This is a genomic window from Ruegeria sp. AM4, from assembly GCF_056540665.1.
On sequence record NZ_JBQFXD010000016.1, the window covers coordinates 48,495 to 63,456 of the forward strand.

Below are 14,962 nucleotides of genomic sequence, written 5' to 3' on the forward strand. Positions count from 1 at the left end.
GGGCCAGGTCTTGAGTGATTTTTCTCATTCCCTAACGGCCTCAGCCAGCGCATTGCGGGCACAGGCCGCGCGCCTGCGCCACGTGTCCGAGAATATCTCGAACGCGGATACGCCCGGCTATCGACGCAAGACCGTCCCGTTCGAAACCGTCGAGAAGGCAGGCCGGGACGTGGTGCAGACCGGGCGCGTCAAGCTTGATCGCCGGGCGCTCTCGCGCATCCATGATCCCAGCCATCCCCTGGCGGATGAGACCGGCCATTATCGGGGCTCGAATGTCGATCTGATGATCGAAATAGCCGACGCGCGCGAAGCGCAGCGCAGTTACGAAGCCAACCTCAAAATGTTCGACCAGACCCGGCAGATGTCGTCGGCTCTGATGGATCTACTTCGGAAATAAGGACAACCAGAATGGATATCCGATCAATAACTGCCGCGCAGAACTATGCCGGTGCGCGACCCGCCACGCAGGCTGACCCGGATCACGCCGGATTGGCACAGGGGTTGCGGTCAGGTTTTCAGGACTTCGCGGCGACACTGAAGCAAAGTGAGCAAGTCGCTCAGACCGCCATGGTCGGTCAGGCCGATCCGCACGCGTTGGTGCAAGCCCTGGCGCAGACCGAGCTGGCTGTCGAAACCGCCGTGATCGTGCGCAACAAGGTGGTCGAAGCGTATCAGGAGATCCTGCGGATGCCGGTCTGACACAATGCTGAGCGAGGGTCTCTACTATGACATCGTCCGCCAGGCGCTGTGGGTCGCGGTGATCACTTCGGTCCCGATTCTGGCGGTGGCGTTGGTCTCGGGGCTGGTGGTCGGTCTGTTTCAGGCCCTGACCTCGGTGCAGGAGATGACGCTGACATTTGTTCCCAAGCTGATCGCGATCGTCATCGTGTTCTGGATCTCGATGGGTTTCATGACCCAGACGCTTGTCACATTTTTTACCGGAACGCTGGTTCCATTGATTGCAGGAGGCCGCTGATGGACACTGCCTATGTCACCTTGTCCCGCCAATCGGGGCTGATGAACGAAATGCGGTTGGTCGCGAACAATATCGCCAATGCCAATACCACCGGCTATCGCCAGCAGGGATTGGTGTTTTCCGAATTTGTCCGGGACATGCCGCATACGCCATCATTGTCCATGAGCCGCGCCGAGGTGCGCAATACGCTGCTGCACCAGGGGGTGCTGACCGAGACCGGTGGCCAGTTCGACTTTGCCATCGAAGGCGACGGGTTTTTCATGGTGGAAACGCCCGATGGCAACCGGCTGACCCGCGCAGGAAGTTTCTCCCCGAACGCGGACGGCGATCTGGTGACGCTGGACGGGTTTCGTGTGCTGGACAGCAACGGCGCCCCGGTTTTTGTGCCGCCTGACGCCGCGACGATCGATGTGGGCGGAGATGGCACGCTGAGCGTGGCGGGACAGCCGCTGGGCCAAATTGGGGTGTATCGGGTCGCTGACCCGCAGAACCTGGTGCGCGAAGGCAGCACCCGGTTCCGTCCTGGCGGAGATGTCGAGCCGGTAGATAACCCGGTTGTCCTGCACCGCTTTCTGGAAGGCTCGAACGTCAATGCTGTCGAGCAGGTGACGCGGCTGGTTGAAATTCAGCGCGCCTACGAACTTGGGCAGAGCTTTCTGGACGCTGAAAACGAACGTGTGCGGGGCGCGCTCAAAGCCCTGATGCGCTGATCTGAACAAGGAGAATCGATATGCGGGCACTCAAGATCGCAGCCACCGGGATGACAGCGCAGCAGATGCGGGTCGAGACGATTTCGAACAACCTGGCGAATATGAACACCACCGGGTACAACGCGCGCCGGGCTGAGTTTGCCGATCTGCACTATCAGCAGATGGCGCGCGCAGGCACCGTCAACTCGTCTGATGGGACCGTATTGCCGACGGGTATTCAACTGGGCCTCGGGGTGCGCCCATCGGCGGTCACGGTTCAATTGGAACAGGGCGCACTGTCGCAGACTGGCGGCAACCTTGACGTTGCCATTGAAGGGCGCGGATATCTGGAAGTGACGCTGCCAAACGGCCAGTCTGCCTTTACCCGCGACGGCAGCCTGAAACGATCGGCCGAGGGGCTGATCGTGACCTCGGATGGCTTCACCGTGGCGCCCGAGATCACGATCCCGGACGACGCCAGATCGATCTCGATCAATGCCGCTGGCGAGGTCTACGCCTATTTCGACGACGCTCCCGAAGGACAGTTGTTGGGTGAGTTCACCTTGGCCAGCTTCTCCAACGCCAAAGGGTTGGAGGCGATCGGAAGCAATTTGTTCAAAGAGACCGAAGCCTCGGGCGCACCGGTAGTCGGAACCCCGGGCGAGGACGGTCTGGGGACGTTGCGGCAAGGTTATCTCGAAGACAGTTCGGTCGACGCCGTGCGTGAGGTGACAGAGTTGATTGAGGCTCAGCGCGGCTATGAAATGAACGCCAAGGTCATTACCGCCGTTGATCAGATGATGAGCGCGACGACGCAGGTGCGGTGATGCGGTGCCTGTTCCTTTTGTTGGCAGCTTGGCCACAGGTGGTCCTGCCCGAGATCGTCGTCCCGACCCGAACGATCCGCGCCAAAGAGGTGATCGTAGCCGAAGATTTGGAAGTCAAGGCGTCCAACGTAACCGGGGCGGTGGCAAACGCTGCAAGCCTGGTCGGTCAGGAAGCCCGGGTTGCGCTGTATCCCGGGCGGCCGATCAATCCGGCAGATGTCGGCCCTCCGGCGATTGTCGATCGCAATGACCTGGTGACGCTGGTGTTCGGCCGGGCGCTGCTGTCGATCACCGCCGAAGGCCGTGCGTTGGGACGCGGCGCGGCGGGTGAGCGCATCCGGGTCATGAACCTGTCATCGCGCACAACGATCACCGGTGTAATCCGTCCTGATGGGCAAATCGAGGTAAAGTGATGTCAAACCTGACCAAATCCCTGCTGCTTACCGCGTTGGTGGTCTCGGCCTGTGGTCGACTGGACCATTTGGGCAAGCCGCCCAGCCTGACGCCGACAAACGAATCTCCGGAACATGTGGCAATGCTATGGCCGGGGCTACCGCTGCATAGCCAGTCGCAACGCGCTGTCGACCAGGCATCGCTCTGGAGTGGCGGCCAGCATTCCCTACTGGGCGATCAGCGCGCGATGAAGAAGGGCGACATCCTGACCGTTGTTATTGAATTGGATGAAAAGGCCGAGATTTCCAACGACACCAACCGCTCGCGCACCGGCAAGGAAAGCCTGGCGGTACCTGGCCTGTTCGGTTTCCCGCAGCGCGCCACGCGGGACTGGCCCGAAGGTGCGTCTTTGGACGAAGTTGTCGAGATCGACTCGTCTTCGTCGTCCAAGGGAAAGGGCGCGGTCAAACGCAAAGAAAAACTGACTTTGCGTGTGGCGGCGACCGTGGTCGATGTCTTGCCCAACGGGGTTTTGTCGATCTCGGGCACGCAAGAGCTGCGGGTGAATTTCGAACTGCGTGAATTGCTGGTCTCTGGCTATGTGCGCCCCCAGGACATTTCGCGTCAAAACGAGATCACTTATGACAAGATCGCTTCGGCGCGGGTGTCCTATGGTGGTCGCGGACAGATCACGGACGTCCAGCAACCCCGTTACGGACAACAGGTCCTCGATACGTTGCTGCCATTCTGAGGTTTTGCCGTGATCAAGAAACTTTTACCGATCATCTTTTTGGTTGTTGGATTGGCTGCGGGTGTTGGGGCGGGCCTGTTGATGGCACCGGCCCCGGCCAGCACGGATCACAAAGACGCCAAGGCCGATGCCGAAAAGCCCAAGGACGCCAAATCGAACAAGGACAAGCAAGACAAGAATGCCAAAAAGGATGAAAAATCCGACGGCTATGAATACCTGAAACTGACCAAGCAATTCGTGGTGCCCGTGGTTTCCGAGGACGAAATCACCGCGTTGGTGACAATGTCGCTGAGTTTGCAGGCCAGCCCGGGACTGTCCGATACCTTTTATGCCAAGGAGCCCAAACTGCGCGATGGGTTCTTGCAGGTGCTGTTCGACCACGCCAATACAGGTGGGTTCGACGGGGCGTTTACCTCGTCCGACAACCTGGAGGTCTTGCGCCAGTCCCTGCTGGAAGTTGCGCATAAAGAGTTGGGGCAGGATATCTCGGGCGTTCTGATCATGAGTGTCAATCGACAAGACAGCTGACACCGGCCTGCTAGGCTTTCACCCGGTTGGGCGTCGCGCCGTTGCGCGGGTTTGCGCCCTCAACTCGGCAACGGCCTGTTTACGGCCAAAGGCGGTGCGCAGGCTTTTCATCGCGTCGAGCTTTTGCGCACGTAGCTGCACCAGTTCCATGTTCAGCTGACGCCGCGTGGCCGATTCCCAGCGATGCCACAGAACGTCTGTGCCGGTGATGCGGTAGCTGTCCGAAAGCGAACTTTCAGATTGCACCTGTGCAAGTTGAGCGTCCAACCGGGCGAGCTGTTCCCGGACCCGCGTCTCGGCTTGCAACAGCGGTTGCAGCCCCTGGTTCTCTTTTTCAAACGCGGCTTCGGTTACGGCACGCAGGTCCGAAAGCTGTGTCAGTTTCAACGAATCTTTCCTTTTGCTCGCTTGCGCATCTCTTCTGCAAAGCGAATGGCTGCAGCCACCGGGCGGTAGTGCTCTTGCGCGATCTCCTGCCCGATCTCGACCGTGGCGTGAATGGCCCGCGCGGTCGGCGGATCGGAATGGATCGGAACCGCCGCCTCGGCCGCAGCCGCGCGGATAGCGGCGGCGACTGCGTCCATGCCCTTGGCAATGCAGACCGGGGCCGAACCGCTGGTGCGCGACCATTTCAGCGCGATTGCATAGTGGGTCGGGTTCACGATGATCACGTCGGCGTTCGGCACGTCGGCCATCATCTGATTGGTGGCGATTTCCTGCGCCCGGTGACGGCGCTGTTGCTTGACGTGGGGATCACCTTCGGCGTCTTTGGTCTCGTCTTGGATTTCCTTGCGCGACATGCGGTTCTTGCGCATGTGCTCGGCGTGCTGCCAAAGATAATCCACCACGCCGATCGCCAGCGCGACAAACACCACAATGAACAAAAACCGGGCCAGCAGTCTCATCATCATCAGGATCGAAGTCTGAGCGGGTGAGGCGCTGGCCGAGAGTATCTGATCCAGATGGGCGCGCAAAAACACCGCCAGACATGTGCCATAGATCACCAGCTTCACAAAGCTCTTTGCAAATTCGAACAGGCCGCCGCGTCCGAATTTGTTCTTGGCGTTCGATACCAGCGAGATACGGGACAGTTTGGGTTTGAGTTTTGTAGGGGCGAAAATCAAAGCGCGCTGGGCAATCAGGCTCAGCACCACCGCGGCGGCTGGTAAGACAAACAGCATTGCAACCGGTGTCAGGGTTGAGGCGAGGATGCCTGCGACCGGAGCAGCCGCCGGCCCAGCGGCGATCAGGGCGGCGATCTGATCCGGTTGATCGATCAGAACAAGCAGCGCCGCACCCAGTTCGCGGGCCACATACTGGCCCGCCACCAACATGGCGATCAGCAAACCGACATAGGCGGCGACAACGGATAGATCATTGGATTTGGCAATCTCGCCCTTTTCGCGAGCCTTCTGTAGCTTTTGCGGCGTTGGCTCAAATGGCTTGTCGCTGTCGTCGTCCTGGCCGCTCATGGCGGGGATCCAACCGGGTTTCGCAGGAAGGCGAACAGGGTGTCGGACCAGACGGACAGGATCAGCGGCGCGCCTGCAAACAGCAGAAACAGGCCCGCAATCGTGATCGCCGGGGCGCCAACGAACGCGACCATGAGCTGTGGCATCGCGCGGTTGATCACACCCAGCGCCAGGTTATAGATCAGCGAGGCAATGACAAAGGGTGTCGCCAGCGCAAAGGCCAGCCCAAAGCTGCGCGACACTTGCGCGACACCCCATTGCGACAGGTCCGGTACCGATGGCGAGATCGCCATCGGAAACAGGGCGTAGCTGTTGATGATGAACTGGGCGGCGTAGACGTGCAGCCCCATCAGCGCCGCCAATGCCAATCCCGCAAGGGTCAGGAAATAGCCCATCGCCGGAACGGGCTCGATGGCGGCACCGCCCAGAATTTGCGACAGGGAGGTGGCCTGAGCGGCGATCGAGCCCGCCGTTTGCAGCGCCAGCACAAACAGCCGCAGCCCTATCCCCAAAACCAGCCCCACCAGAACCTCGGTGCCCACCAGCGCGGTCAAGTGCAGCAGCCCGGGTGTGGGACGATACTCGGGTATGGCAGGAGACACGATCAGTGTGAACGCCACGGCAACGCTCAGCTTCACGCGTACGGGAAGGCTGCGTTCCCCAAACGCGGGCAGCAAAGACACCAGCGCCGAGACGCGCAGGAACACCGCAAACATGTGCCAAAGGCCGCCCCCGATCACAGAGAGAAGTTCGGGCGGCAGAGCGATCATGCGGGCACGGTCCCGACCAGTGCCGGCCGCGCCTCGAGGCCGATTTCCTCGAACGAAAGCACTGGGTTCGAAATACCACGCGCCTGCATGATCGTGCGCAGCAGACGGCGGCGCCGGGTCGAAGTCACAAGGGCCGGGAACAACCCGTGCTCAGTGGATTGCGATACTGTTTGCGTCACGCCATCCGCCAACTTGTTGAACAGATTGGGCGGCAAGGCCACATCCGGGCCAGCATGGGGCGTGTCAATCTGGTAGGTGGTAAACGTATCCTCCCATTCCGGGGCCAGCTGGATCAGCGGGATCGAGCCGTCGTCGCGCTTCATGTCGGCGACCAGTTGGAAGCCAAGCTGTTGACGGACGAGCTCGCAGATGCCTTCGGGCTGAGTCGTGGTCAGGCGCGCTTCGGCGATGCTTTCGAGGATCAGCGCCATATTTCGGATTGAAACGCGTTCGTCCAGAAGCAGGCGCAGAACCGAATGCAGCGTGTCGATAGGGACCTTGTCGGGGATCAGCTCGTCCAGCAGTTTCTGGTTCGCCTCGGCCCGGACCGGGTCGCTGAGCCGGGTCATCTCTGACAGCAGTCGGCGCAGCGACTTCAGGGTCAGCAGGCGCGGGAAGTTCTGCTTGATGATCTCCAGCAGATGCGTGGCAAGGATTTCGGGCGGGGTGACAATGGTTGCACCGCTGAGTGCGGCGGTTTCCTGGTCTTTGGGCAGGATCCAGCGTGCCGGGGCACCGTAGACCGGTTCGGTCACATCAGTGCCCTCGGGCAGAAGATCGGCACCGTCCTGCACCAGCGCCAGCACCAAGTCGGAATTTAGAACGCCGCGTGCCTGCTCAACCCCGTGTACCTTGATCACGTAGGTGCCAATGGGCAGCTCGGCCCGGTCGGTCAGGCGGATTTCGGGCAGGATCAGGCCGAAGCTGGAGGCGACATAGGTCCGCATATTGGCGATGCGTGCGTCCAGACCGGTGCCGGGGTTCAGCACCATGCTGACCAGATCGGGCGCAAATTCCAGATGCAGATCGTCAAGGTCAAGAATGTCGCCAATGGCTTGTGAAACCGGCGTTTCGGTCTGAGGGGGCGGGGTCTGTGCCGCCTCGTCCTCGGCTTTCTGGGTCTTGTGGACGCTATAGGCTGCATAGCCCAGAACGCTTGCGCCAAGGATGAAGGGCAGGAACGGCAGGCCCGGGACCAACGCAAACAGCACCATCAGACCCGCCACCGTTCCCAACGCGGCCGGGTGCCGCCCCAGTTGCGAGAATATCGCGTTGTCCGTTGCACCCTGGGTGCCGCCACGCGCCAGCAGCAGCGCTGAGGCGATCGAGATTATCACGGCCGGGATCTGCGATACCAGCCCGTCGCCAACGGTCAGAATGGCATAGGTTTCAAAGGCCGATGTAACCGGCATGCCGTGCACGATCACACCCATCACCAACCCCATCACGAGGTTCAGCAGGGTGATGAGCAACCCGGCGATTGCGTCCCCCTTGACGAATTTCGACGCCCCGTCCAGCGAACCAAAGAACGTCGTTTCCTGCTGCTCGCGTTCGCGTCGTTCTTTGGCTTGCTGGTGGTCGATCGCCCCGGCGGACATGTCGCTGTCGATGGCCAGCTGTTTGCCGGGCATCCCGTCCAGCGCAAAGCGCGCGCCAACCTCGGCCATGCGGGCAGCCCCCTTGGTGATGACCATGAAGTTCACGATCAGCAGGACGCCGAACACGACAAGCCCCAGAAAGATGCTGCCGCCCATGACGAACTGGGCGAAGCCTTCAATGACATCTCCGGCGGCGTTGGTGCCGGTGTGCCCCTGACCAATGATCAGTTTCGTGGACGAGACGTTCAGCGACAGCCGCAGCATCAGCGAGGCCAGCAGGATGGTCGGGAAGGACGAAAAGTCCAGCGGTCGTTCGATGAACAGCGTGAGCGTGAAGATCAGGATCGCCAGCGCAAATGACGCCGCCAGCCCGACATCCAGAACCCAGGCCGGCATGGGCAGGATCATCATAACGATGACTGTCATCAGTGCCAGCGCCAGCAGCACGGTCGGCGAAAACAGGGTGCGTATGTCGATCCGGGGCAAGGGCTGCTCCTAATTGAAGGCGATGAATGCGGTGGCAGTGCCGGAGGCGGGCATCAGCGAACCCAGAATGCCCCGCTGCCCATGTTCCGGCGCAAGTGGAATAAGCGGACCCGCAGCGCCCGCAAACGGATCAGGGGGTCGTGCGGGCGTCGTGCCGTCCAATTGCGCCAAAATGGTATGAAACCGATCCCGGTACGCCTGCGCCAAAGCCGGTGTGCGCGAATGATAGGCCCCTGCGGCAGACGGCCAGGACCCAAGCTCGGCATGCAGTTCCTTTAAGAACCGCGCCGCGTACAGGGCGTTCTCGGCGGAGTCGAACATGGCGTCGATGGATCGAAAGGCCTTGCCGTGCCAGCGATAGTTTATCTGGAAACACCCGACATCGAAACTGCGCTTACCCGCTTTGAAGATGTTGAACACATAGGCTTTGGCTTCGGCTTCCGAGGTGAACCAATATCCCTGACCTTCGACATTGACGGTCCAGGGCCAGGGCTCGATCTTGCCATCGCGTTTGCGGCCCGTTTCCACCCGCGATATGGCCTGAAGCACGTCCAGAGGGATCCCTTCGGCCTGCGCCGCACGGCGCGCCGCGCGATCGCACACGCCGACCCCGCCGGGCATCGCCTCGGCGGCCAGCGCGGAAGAAAAAAACAGATACAGCGCAACGATAGGTCTGGGCATTCTGCCGGTCCGAGATTCTGATCACTCCCGGGCACGCTATCGGTCTTTGGGTTTACAGAGCGTTATCGCCGCTCAGTTTCGATCAATACGCCGACCAAAGACCACGCTGGTATTGGTGCGCAGGACGCCGGGAACTTTGGCCAACTCGTCCACCAGAATATCCAGATCCTCGATCCGGGGTGCCTCGGCGGACAGCAGCAGGTCGAACTCGCCATTGATCGACAGGCACAGTTTGACTTCGGGATAAGCCTCAAGCCGCTTGATGATGCGCGTGGTTTCCTTTTGCTGCACCTCAAGCAGAACGATGACCTGAACCTTGGGGGTATCTTCGGCTTCGCGCATGATAACCGAGTATCCCGCGATCACCCCGCGCTCCTGCATGCGGTTGATGCGTTCGTGCACGGTGGTGCGCGCGACGCCCAGTTTCGCGGCGATCCGCGTGGTCGAGTCGCGGGCGTTGTGTTGCAGGGCGGCGATGATGCGGCGGTCAAGCTGGTCCATGGTTCCTTTGGTCTAGTGCAGAAGACAACCCAAGCTCAAGCCGTGTCGGGTCGGGGGCTGCTTTGCCCGTCGCGCGGCCACAAGGCAAAGGCGAGGCACAGGCCAAGGACGGCAGCGATAGCGGTCCAGAACAAGGCCACCGTGACCCCCTGGCTTGTCATCAGCCAGCCGGCCATCGGGTAGAGCACCAGCCAGCAAGCGTGGGACAGGGTGAATTGGGCCGCAAAGACCGCAGGACGATCTTCGGGCCGGGCGGATCGTGTCAGCAAACGTCCCGAGGGGGTCAACGTCGCGGAATAGCCAAATCCGACGCAGGCCCAGAGGCAAGTCAGCAAGCCCAGCGAGAGCGGGGCGCTGCTGGACAACAGCGCGGACAGTGCCATTGCGACAGTTCCGAACAGGGCCCCGCCAAGCATGACGCTGCGATCCCGGAAATGGTCCAGCAGTTTCGGCAGCGCAAAGGCTGCCACCATTGAGCCTCCGCCAAACCCGGCCAGCGCGATGGCCACCGCGCTTTCGGACAGGCCAAAGTCGGATCGGACGATGACCACGGTGTTGACGATGACCATCGCGCTGAGAGCGGCGGCAGTCCAGTTCAGCGCCAACAAACCGCGCAAGCGTCGCGTCCGCAGATACAGGCGGATACCTCGGGTGGTACGGTCATAGATACCGCGCCGCGCCGCGGGTTTCGGGGACGGAAGCGCCACCGATACAACCAGCATCGCCGAGGCGACGAATCCGAGGCTGGTACCCCAGAACAGCGTGTCGAAACTGACAAACGTCAGCAAAAGCGCCGCCAGCGCCGGGCTGATCAGGCTTTCCATATCATAGGCCAGCCGGGACAGGGACAGCGCCTTGGTATAGTCCTTTTCGTCGGTCAGAACATCCGGGATCGTCGCCTGAAACGCGGGTGTAAACCCGGCCGAGGCGGATTGCAGCACGAAGATCAGTACATAGACCTGCCAGACCTCGGTGACGAAGGGCAGGCCGACCGCAACCGCCGCACGCACCAAATCCAATGCTACCAGCATCTTGCGCCGGTCAATCCGCTCGGCAAAGGCGGCAGCCAGCGGTGCAACCAATACGTAGGCCACCATCTTGATGGTCAGGGCAGTACCCAGAACCAACCCGGCCTGATCACCAGCCAGATCATAGGCCAGCAACCCCAGTGCAATCGTCGCCAGCCCGGTCCCCGACAAGGCGACGATCTGTGCCCCGAACAGATGCCGGTAGACGCGGTTTCTGAGAATACCGAGCATCTGTCAGAGGTACTTCGTTATGGTCTTGAACTCCTCAACACCGGTATTCTCGTCCTCCGCAGTTGCGGACAGACAGTGGTCGATGTGATCGTGGATCAGAACCCGTTTTGCATTTGTGATCGCCTTTTCCACCGCGAACAGCTGTTGCGCGATATCGGCGCAGGGGGCGTGATCATCCAGCATGGAAATGACCTTGGCCAAATGCCCGTGCGCGCGTTTGAGGCGCGCTGTGATTTCGGGATGAGATTCGTGCGTGTGGTTTGACATGAGTATCCCTATCCCCCCCATAGGGATATTGTCAATGCCGCGGCCACCTCTTGCCGGTCGACCAACTGAGAGCGTTGAGTTTGCCTGACAAACCTCCTATCTCGGGGGCGATACGGGACAAAGGAACACTCCGTGGCGAACCACTTGTACAAAAACGACCTGCCGGACGGGTTGGATCTGGGCCCTGTTGTGGCCATCGACTGCGAAACCATGGGGCTGAACCCGCACCGCGACCGCCTGTGCGTGATCCAGATGTCGGGTGGAGACGGCCACAGCCATATCGTGCAGGTCGAAAAGGGCCAGACAGCGGCCCCGAACCTGTGTGCGATGTTGGAAAACCCGGACGTGCTGAAACTGTTTCATTTCGGACGCTTCGATATTGCCGCGATGTATCACGCCTTTGGTGCCCTGGCCGCACCGGTCTATTGCACCAAGATCGCCAGCCGACTGGTGCGCACTTACACCGATCGCCACGGGCTTAAGAATCTGTGTCAGGAACTGATCGGCGTCGATATCTCGAAGCAGCAGCAGATGAGCGACTGGGGAGCAGAGACGTTGACCGAAGCGCAGCTGGAATATGCGGCCTCGGACGTGTTGTACCTGCACCAACTGCGCGAGGCGCTGGACGGACGTCTGGCCCGCGAAGGCCGCTCGGAAATGGCGCAGGCCTGTTTTGATTTTCTGCCGATGCGTGCGAAGCTTGACCTCGCAGGCTGGCCCGAAACGGATATTTTTGCGCACTCATGACCGACACTGAGTCTTTTCTGAAAACCGCCCGGCAGGTCGTCATTGACGAGGCGCGCGCGCTGGACGTTTTGGCCGAAAGCCTGAACGATGATTTCGCCGAAGCTGTGCAAATGATCCTGAACGCGACTGGCCGTATCATCGTCAGCGGGATCGGCAAATCCGGTCATATCGGGCACAAGATTGCAGCCACGCTGGCGAGTACCGGCACCCCGGCCTATTTCGTGCATCCTGCCGAGGCCAGCCATGGCGATCTGGGCATGGTATCGAAGGGCGACGTGGTTCTGGCGATCTCGAATTCAGGCGAGGCGCCGGAACTGGCAAATCTGCTGGCCTTTACCCGGCGCTTTGGCATCCCCCTGATCGGGCTGTCCAGCAAGCCGGAAAGCACGCTGATGAAACAGGCGGATGTGCATCTGCTGATCCCTTCGCTAGGCGAAGCGTGCGGCTTTGGCATGGTACCGTCGATCTCGACGACGTTAACGCTTGCGATGGGCGATGCGTTGGCGATTGCGTTGATGAAATATCGCGATTTCCGGCCTGAAAACTTTCGCGATTTCCACCCCGGCGGCAAGCTGGGTGCACAACTCAGCAAAGTGCGCGATCTGATGCATGCGGATACGCCGGTTGTTCCGACGGGGACATCCATGGGTGACGCCCTGCTGGTCATGAGTGAAAAAAGCTTTGGTGTCGTCGGCGTGACGGATGGTGCTGGTCGTTTGCTGGGCATCGTCACCGACGGCGATCTGCGCCGCAACATGACCGGATTGCTGGACAAGAGTGTCGACGAGGTCATGACGCGCGATCCCTTGACCATCGCACCAAATGCGCTGGCGGAAGAAGCCGTTGCGATTATGAACGACCGCAAGATTACCGCGTTGTTTGTTGTCGATCCCGAGGCAGACGGGCTGGCGCAGGGGCTGTTGCACATCCACGACTGTCTGCGCGTCGGTCTGGGCTGAGGAGAACGCCGTGGATCGCTATTCCCGTATGGTGCAGTTCTTCAAGGTGCTGTTGCCGCTGGCGGCGATCTTTCTGCTGGCGACCGTATTCTTGCTGTCGCGCAGTATCGACACCAATGGAACCGGACCGTTTACCGGGGATGCGATCGATCAGCGAATGGCTGATCAGGTGGTCACGCTGCCGGACTACCAGGGCGTGACTCGTAAGGGCGAAGAGGTTCGTATCGAGGCGCGTCAGGCCCGCCAGGGTCAGGAAGGCGACGACCCGACCGCGTCCGAGATCCACGGGCAATATGATCTGAGCAACGGGCGCGAAATCACCATGGTGTCCAACGAGGGCACGATCCGCCCTGACAAGGGCACCGCCACTTTTGTTGGCGATGTCGTGATCACGACGGCAGACGGTATTCAGGTCACAACTGATCTGTTGAACACATCGCTGGACGAAATTCGCGGAAACACGCCGGGGCAGGTTGATGGAACCGGCCCGATCGGTGACTTTACGGCAGGCCGCATGACATTTGGGACGGAAAAAAAGGACGGACCGGTCCATATTCTTTTTACAGATGGTGTGAAACTGGTATACGAGCCTCAAAAAGCTGAAAGATAACCTGTGTTTGATTTACGTGTCGTCTCTGTTTCCCTTGCTGTTGCGTTTGGCGGATTGCCTGCGTTGGCGCAGGAGGCTCAGGTGGCATTCGGCTCACCAAACGCAGACCCGACCCTGCCGGTCGAGGTGACCTCCGAGACCCTGAACGTCAATCAGGAAGACGGATCGGCCGAGTTTCTGGGCAATGTCATTGTCATTCAGGGCGAAATGCGTCTTACGGCCGAACGTGTTCTGGTCATCTACAACGAAGAACAATCCGCAATTGAGCGGATGGAAGCGACCGAGAATGTGGTGTTGGTCAGCCCGCCGGACGCAGCCGAGGGCGATTGGGCGGAATACACCATCGACTCGGGCGTGATCGAGATGAAAGGCAACGTTCTGCTGACACAAGGCCCCAGCGTCATCAGCGGTGACGAGATGATCGCCAACCTGAACACGGGTCTGGCCACCATGTCGGGCCGGGTCAAAACAATCCTGCAGCCGAGTGGAAATTGATGAACAGCCCGAAACTGTCCGTTGCCGAGGGCTCTTCTGGTCTCAAGATCGAAAAGCTGCGCAAATCCTACCGTAAGAAGACCGTAATCCGGGACGTGTCCATGACGCTTGGCCGATCCGAGGTCGTGGCCCTGTTGGGCCCGAACGGGTCTGGCAAGACGACAACTTTTTACTCGGTCGCTGGGCTGGTATTCCCTGAGGCCGGCACGGTCACGATTGATGGGCAGAACGTCACCACTCTGCCGATGTATCGCCGTGCGCGGTTGGGGATCGGGTATCTGCCGCAGGAAATGTCGATCTTTCGCGGGATGAGCGTCGAAGACAATATCTCGGCCGTGCTGGATATCACCGTCAATCACGCGCATCGCCGCAAGGAACGGCTGGAGGAGTTGCTGTCGGATTTCTCGATCGAACACCTGCGCCGCGCACCCGCTCTGGCGCTGTCTGGGGGCGAACGCCGTCGGGTCGAGATTGCGCGCTGCCTGGCTGCCGATCCGAAGTATTTGCTGCTGGACGAACCATTTGCCGGTGTTGATCCGATCAGCGTAGGTGATATCCGCCATCTGGTCGCCGACTTGAAAAAACGCGGAATCGGCGTGCTGATCACCGACCATAACGTCCGGGAAACGCTGGAAATCGTCGATCGTGCCTACATCCTGCATGACGGGCAGGTACTGATGTCGGGTACGCCGGACGAAGTTGTCGAGAACGAAAATGTACGCCGCGTGTATCTGGGCGAAAATTTCAGAATTTCATAGGCTTGCGCGAAATTGCGCCGGGTGCATGGCGGAAATCGCGTATATACACACCTGTTTTGATTGACTCTTCCCTCGTCTCTTGCCTCAATTGGGTCATGGCAATTATTCGGTTCCAGACTGGATCTCGATCTCCCTTCACTGAAGGGCCGGGCCAGAGGCAACCGCAGAAACTGCCGATACCCCCCACCCGATAAA

General features: G+C 60.3%; 21 protein-coding genes. 13 read left to right on the forward strand and 8 right to left on the reverse strand.

Annotated features, from left to right (window positions below; translation table 11 throughout):
• The first annotated feature begins 10 nt into the window (after positions 1–10).
• From flgC to ACR0JA_RS20930, 8 genes are read left to right on the forward strand one after another with little or no spacing between them, the layout of a single operon-like run.
• Positions 11–397, forward strand: a complete 387-nt coding sequence (gene flgC / locus ACR0JA_RS20895; RefSeq protein ID WP_480579283.1) for a flagellar basal body rod protein FlgC — start codon at positions 11–13, stop codon at positions 395–397.
• 11 nt (positions 398–408) lie between these two features.
• Entirely contained in the window at positions 409–699 is a 291-nt protein-coding gene (fliE, locus tag ACR0JA_RS20900) for a flagellar hook-basal body complex protein FliE (protein ID WP_480579285.1), read from the forward strand.
• Positions 700–703: 4 nt separating this feature from the next.
• Complete coding sequence (locus ACR0JA_RS20905; RefSeq protein ID WP_480579287.1) at positions 704–976, forward strand: flagellar biosynthetic protein FliQ; 273 nt, start codon at positions 704–706, stop codon at positions 974–976.
• Positions 976–1,686 carry a flagellar hook-basal body complex protein gene (locus tag ACR0JA_RS20910; protein WP_480579289.1) on the forward strand — a complete coding sequence of 237 codons (711 nt, stop codon included), beginning with the start codon at positions 976–978 and terminating at the stop codon, positions 1,684–1,686. The genes ACR0JA_RS20905 and ACR0JA_RS20910 overlap by 1 nt, the downstream gene beginning before the upstream one ends.
• A 20-nt stretch (positions 1,687–1,706) precedes the next feature.
• On the forward strand, positions 1,707–2,492 hold the full coding sequence (flgG, locus tag ACR0JA_RS20915) for a flagellar basal-body rod protein FlgG (protein ID WP_480579291.1): 786 nt from the start codon (positions 1,707–1,709) through the stop codon (positions 2,490–2,492).
• Positions 2,492–2,905, forward strand: a complete 414-nt coding sequence (flgA, locus tag ACR0JA_RS20920) for a flagellar basal body P-ring formation chaperone FlgA (protein ID WP_480579293.1) — start codon at positions 2,492–2,494, stop codon at positions 2,903–2,905. Before flgG ends, flgA begins: the two co-directional genes overlap by 1 nt.
• The gene (gene flgH, locus ACR0JA_RS20925) at positions 2,905–3,636 is read left to right on the forward strand and encodes a flagellar basal body L-ring protein FlgH (RefSeq protein WP_480579295.1); all 732 of its coding nucleotides are present in this window, start codon (positions 2,905–2,907) and stop codon (positions 3,634–3,636) included. Before flgA ends, flgH begins: the two co-directional genes overlap by 1 nt.
• A gap of 9 nt (positions 3,637–3,645) precedes the next feature.
• Positions 3,646–4,164, forward strand: a complete 519-nt coding sequence (locus ACR0JA_RS20930; protein ID WP_480579297.1) for a flagellar basal body-associated protein FliL — start codon at positions 3,646–3,648, stop codon at positions 4,162–4,164.
• Positions 4,165–4,182: 18 nt separating this feature from the next.
• Here the strand turns inward: ACR0JA_RS20930 and ACR0JA_RS20935 are convergent, their stop codons facing one another.
• The 8 genes from ACR0JA_RS20935 to ACR0JA_RS20970 form a co-directional block, all read right to left on the reverse strand.
• Positions 4,183–4,551: a hypothetical protein gene (locus ACR0JA_RS20935; protein WP_480579299.1), complete on the reverse strand. Its 369-nt coding sequence runs from the start codon at positions 4,549–4,551 to the stop codon at positions 4,183–4,185.
• On the reverse strand, positions 4,548–5,636 hold the full coding sequence (gene flhB / locus ACR0JA_RS20940) for a flagellar type III secretion system protein FlhB (RefSeq protein ID WP_480579301.1): 1,089 nt from the start codon (positions 5,634–5,636) through the stop codon (positions 4,548–4,550). Before flhB ends, ACR0JA_RS20935 begins: the two co-directional genes overlap by 4 nt.
• Positions 5,633–6,406, reverse strand: coding sequence for a flagellar biosynthetic protein FliR (locus ACR0JA_RS20945; RefSeq protein WP_480579303.1), 774 nt, complete (start codon positions 6,404–6,406; stop codon positions 5,633–5,635). Before ACR0JA_RS20945 ends, flhB begins: the two co-directional genes overlap by 4 nt.
• Positions 6,403–8,490 carry a flagellar biosynthesis protein FlhA gene (gene flhA / locus ACR0JA_RS20950; protein WP_480579305.1) on the reverse strand — a complete coding sequence of 696 codons (2,088 nt, stop codon included), beginning with the start codon at positions 8,488–8,490 and terminating at the stop codon, positions 6,403–6,405. The genes ACR0JA_RS20945 and flhA overlap by 4 nt, the downstream gene beginning before the upstream one ends.
• Positions 8,491–8,499: 9 nt before the next feature.
• Entirely contained in the window at positions 8,500–9,171 is a 672-nt protein-coding gene (locus ACR0JA_RS20955) for a lysozyme family protein (RefSeq protein WP_480579307.1), read from the reverse strand.
• Positions 9,172–9,243: 72 nt separating this feature from the next.
• Positions 9,244–9,672: an Lrp/AsnC family transcriptional regulator gene (locus tag ACR0JA_RS20960; RefSeq protein ID WP_480579309.1), complete on the reverse strand. Its 429-nt coding sequence runs from the start codon at positions 9,670–9,672 to the stop codon at positions 9,244–9,246.
• A gap of 35 nt (positions 9,673–9,707) precedes the next feature.
• On the reverse strand, positions 9,708–10,931 hold the full coding sequence (locus ACR0JA_RS20965) for an MFS transporter (RefSeq protein WP_480579311.1): 1,224 nt from the start codon (positions 10,929–10,931) through the stop codon (positions 9,708–9,710).
• Between the two features lie 3 nt (positions 10,932–10,934).
• Positions 10,935–11,198, reverse strand: a complete 264-nt coding sequence (locus ACR0JA_RS20970; RefSeq protein ID WP_480579313.1) for a metal-sensing transcriptional repressor — start codon at positions 11,196–11,198, stop codon at positions 10,935–10,937.
• A 132-nt stretch (positions 11,199–11,330) separates the two neighbouring features.
• On the opposite strand from ACR0JA_RS20970, the gene ACR0JA_RS20975 reads away from it, so the two are divergent.
• Genes ACR0JA_RS20975 through lptB form a run of 5 tightly spaced genes read left to right on the forward strand, consistent with a single transcriptional unit; the run spans position 11,331 to position 14,767 of the window.
• Complete coding sequence (locus ACR0JA_RS20975) at positions 11,331–11,945, forward strand: ribonuclease D (RefSeq protein WP_480579315.1); 615 nt, start codon at positions 11,331–11,333, stop codon at positions 11,943–11,945.
• Entirely contained in the window at positions 11,942–12,904 is a 963-nt protein-coding gene (locus ACR0JA_RS20980) for a KpsF/GutQ family sugar-phosphate isomerase (protein ID WP_480579317.1), read from the forward strand. Before ACR0JA_RS20975 ends, ACR0JA_RS20980 begins: the two co-directional genes overlap by 4 nt.
• Before the next feature lie 10 nt (positions 12,905–12,914).
• Positions 12,915–13,514: an LPS export ABC transporter periplasmic protein LptC gene (gene lptC, locus ACR0JA_RS20985; RefSeq protein WP_480579319.1), complete on the forward strand. Its 600-nt coding sequence runs from the start codon at positions 12,915–12,917 to the stop codon at positions 13,512–13,514.
• Positions 13,515–13,517: 3 nt separating this feature from the next.
• Positions 13,518–14,009 carry an LptA/OstA family protein gene (locus tag ACR0JA_RS20990; RefSeq protein ID WP_480579321.1) on the forward strand — a complete coding sequence of 164 codons (492 nt, stop codon included), beginning with the start codon at positions 13,518–13,520 and terminating at the stop codon, positions 14,007–14,009.
• A complete protein-coding gene (lptB, locus tag ACR0JA_RS20995; protein WP_480579323.1) occupies positions 14,009–14,767 on the forward strand; it encodes an LPS export ABC transporter ATP-binding protein in 759 nt (252 codons plus the stop codon). The genes ACR0JA_RS20990 and lptB overlap by 1 nt, the downstream gene beginning before the upstream one ends.
• Positions 14,768–14,962 lie beyond the last annotated feature (195 nt).

Coding starts and splice junctions, on each gene's coding strand:
- fliE (WP_480579285.1), top strand. CDS start 409: ATGGATATCCGATCAATAACTGCCGCGCAGAACTATGCCGGTGCGCGA.
- ACR0JA_RS20905 (WP_480579287.1), top strand. CDS start 704: ATGCTGAGCGAGGGTCTCTACTATGACATCGTCCGCCAGGCGCTGTGG.
- ACR0JA_RS20910 (WP_480579289.1), top strand. CDS start 976: ATGGACACTGCCTATGTCACCTTGTCCCGCCAATCGGGGCTGATGAAC.
- flgG (WP_480579291.1), top strand. CDS start 1,707: ATGCGGGCACTCAAGATCGCAGCCACCGGGATGACAGCGCAGCAGATG.
- flgA (WP_480579293.1), top strand. CDS start 2,492: ATGCGGTGCCTGTTCCTTTTGTTGGCAGCTTGGCCACAGGTGGTCCTG.
- flgH (WP_480579295.1), top strand. CDS start 2,905: ATGTCAAACCTGACCAAATCCCTGCTGCTTACCGCGTTGGTGGTCTCG.
- flhB (WP_480579301.1), bottom strand. CDS start 5,636: ATGAGCGGCCAGGACGACGACAGCGACAAGCCATTTGAGCCAACGCCG.
- ACR0JA_RS20945 (WP_480579303.1), bottom strand. CDS start 6,406: ATGATCGCTCTGCCGCCCGAACTTCTCTCTGTGATCGGGGGCGGCCTT.
- ACR0JA_RS20955 (WP_480579307.1), bottom strand. CDS start 9,171: ATGCCCAGACCTATCGTTGCGCTGTATCTGTTTTTTTCTTCCGCGCTG.
- ACR0JA_RS20960 (WP_480579309.1), bottom strand. CDS start 9,672: ATGGACCAGCTTGACCGCCGCATCATCGCCGCCCTGCAACACAACGCC.
- ACR0JA_RS20965 (WP_480579311.1), bottom strand. CDS start 10,931: ATGCTCGGTATTCTCAGAAACCGCGTCTACCGGCATCTGTTCGGGGCA.
- ACR0JA_RS20970 (WP_480579313.1), bottom strand. CDS start 11,198: ATGTCAAACCACACGCACGAATCTCATCCCGAAATCACAGCGCGCCTC.
- ACR0JA_RS20980 (WP_480579317.1), top strand. CDS start 11,942: ATGACCGACACTGAGTCTTTTCTGAAAACCGCCCGGCAGGTCGTCATT.
- lptB (WP_480579323.1), top strand. CDS start 14,009: ATGAACAGCCCGAAACTGTCCGTTGCCGAGGGCTCTTCTGGTCTCAAG.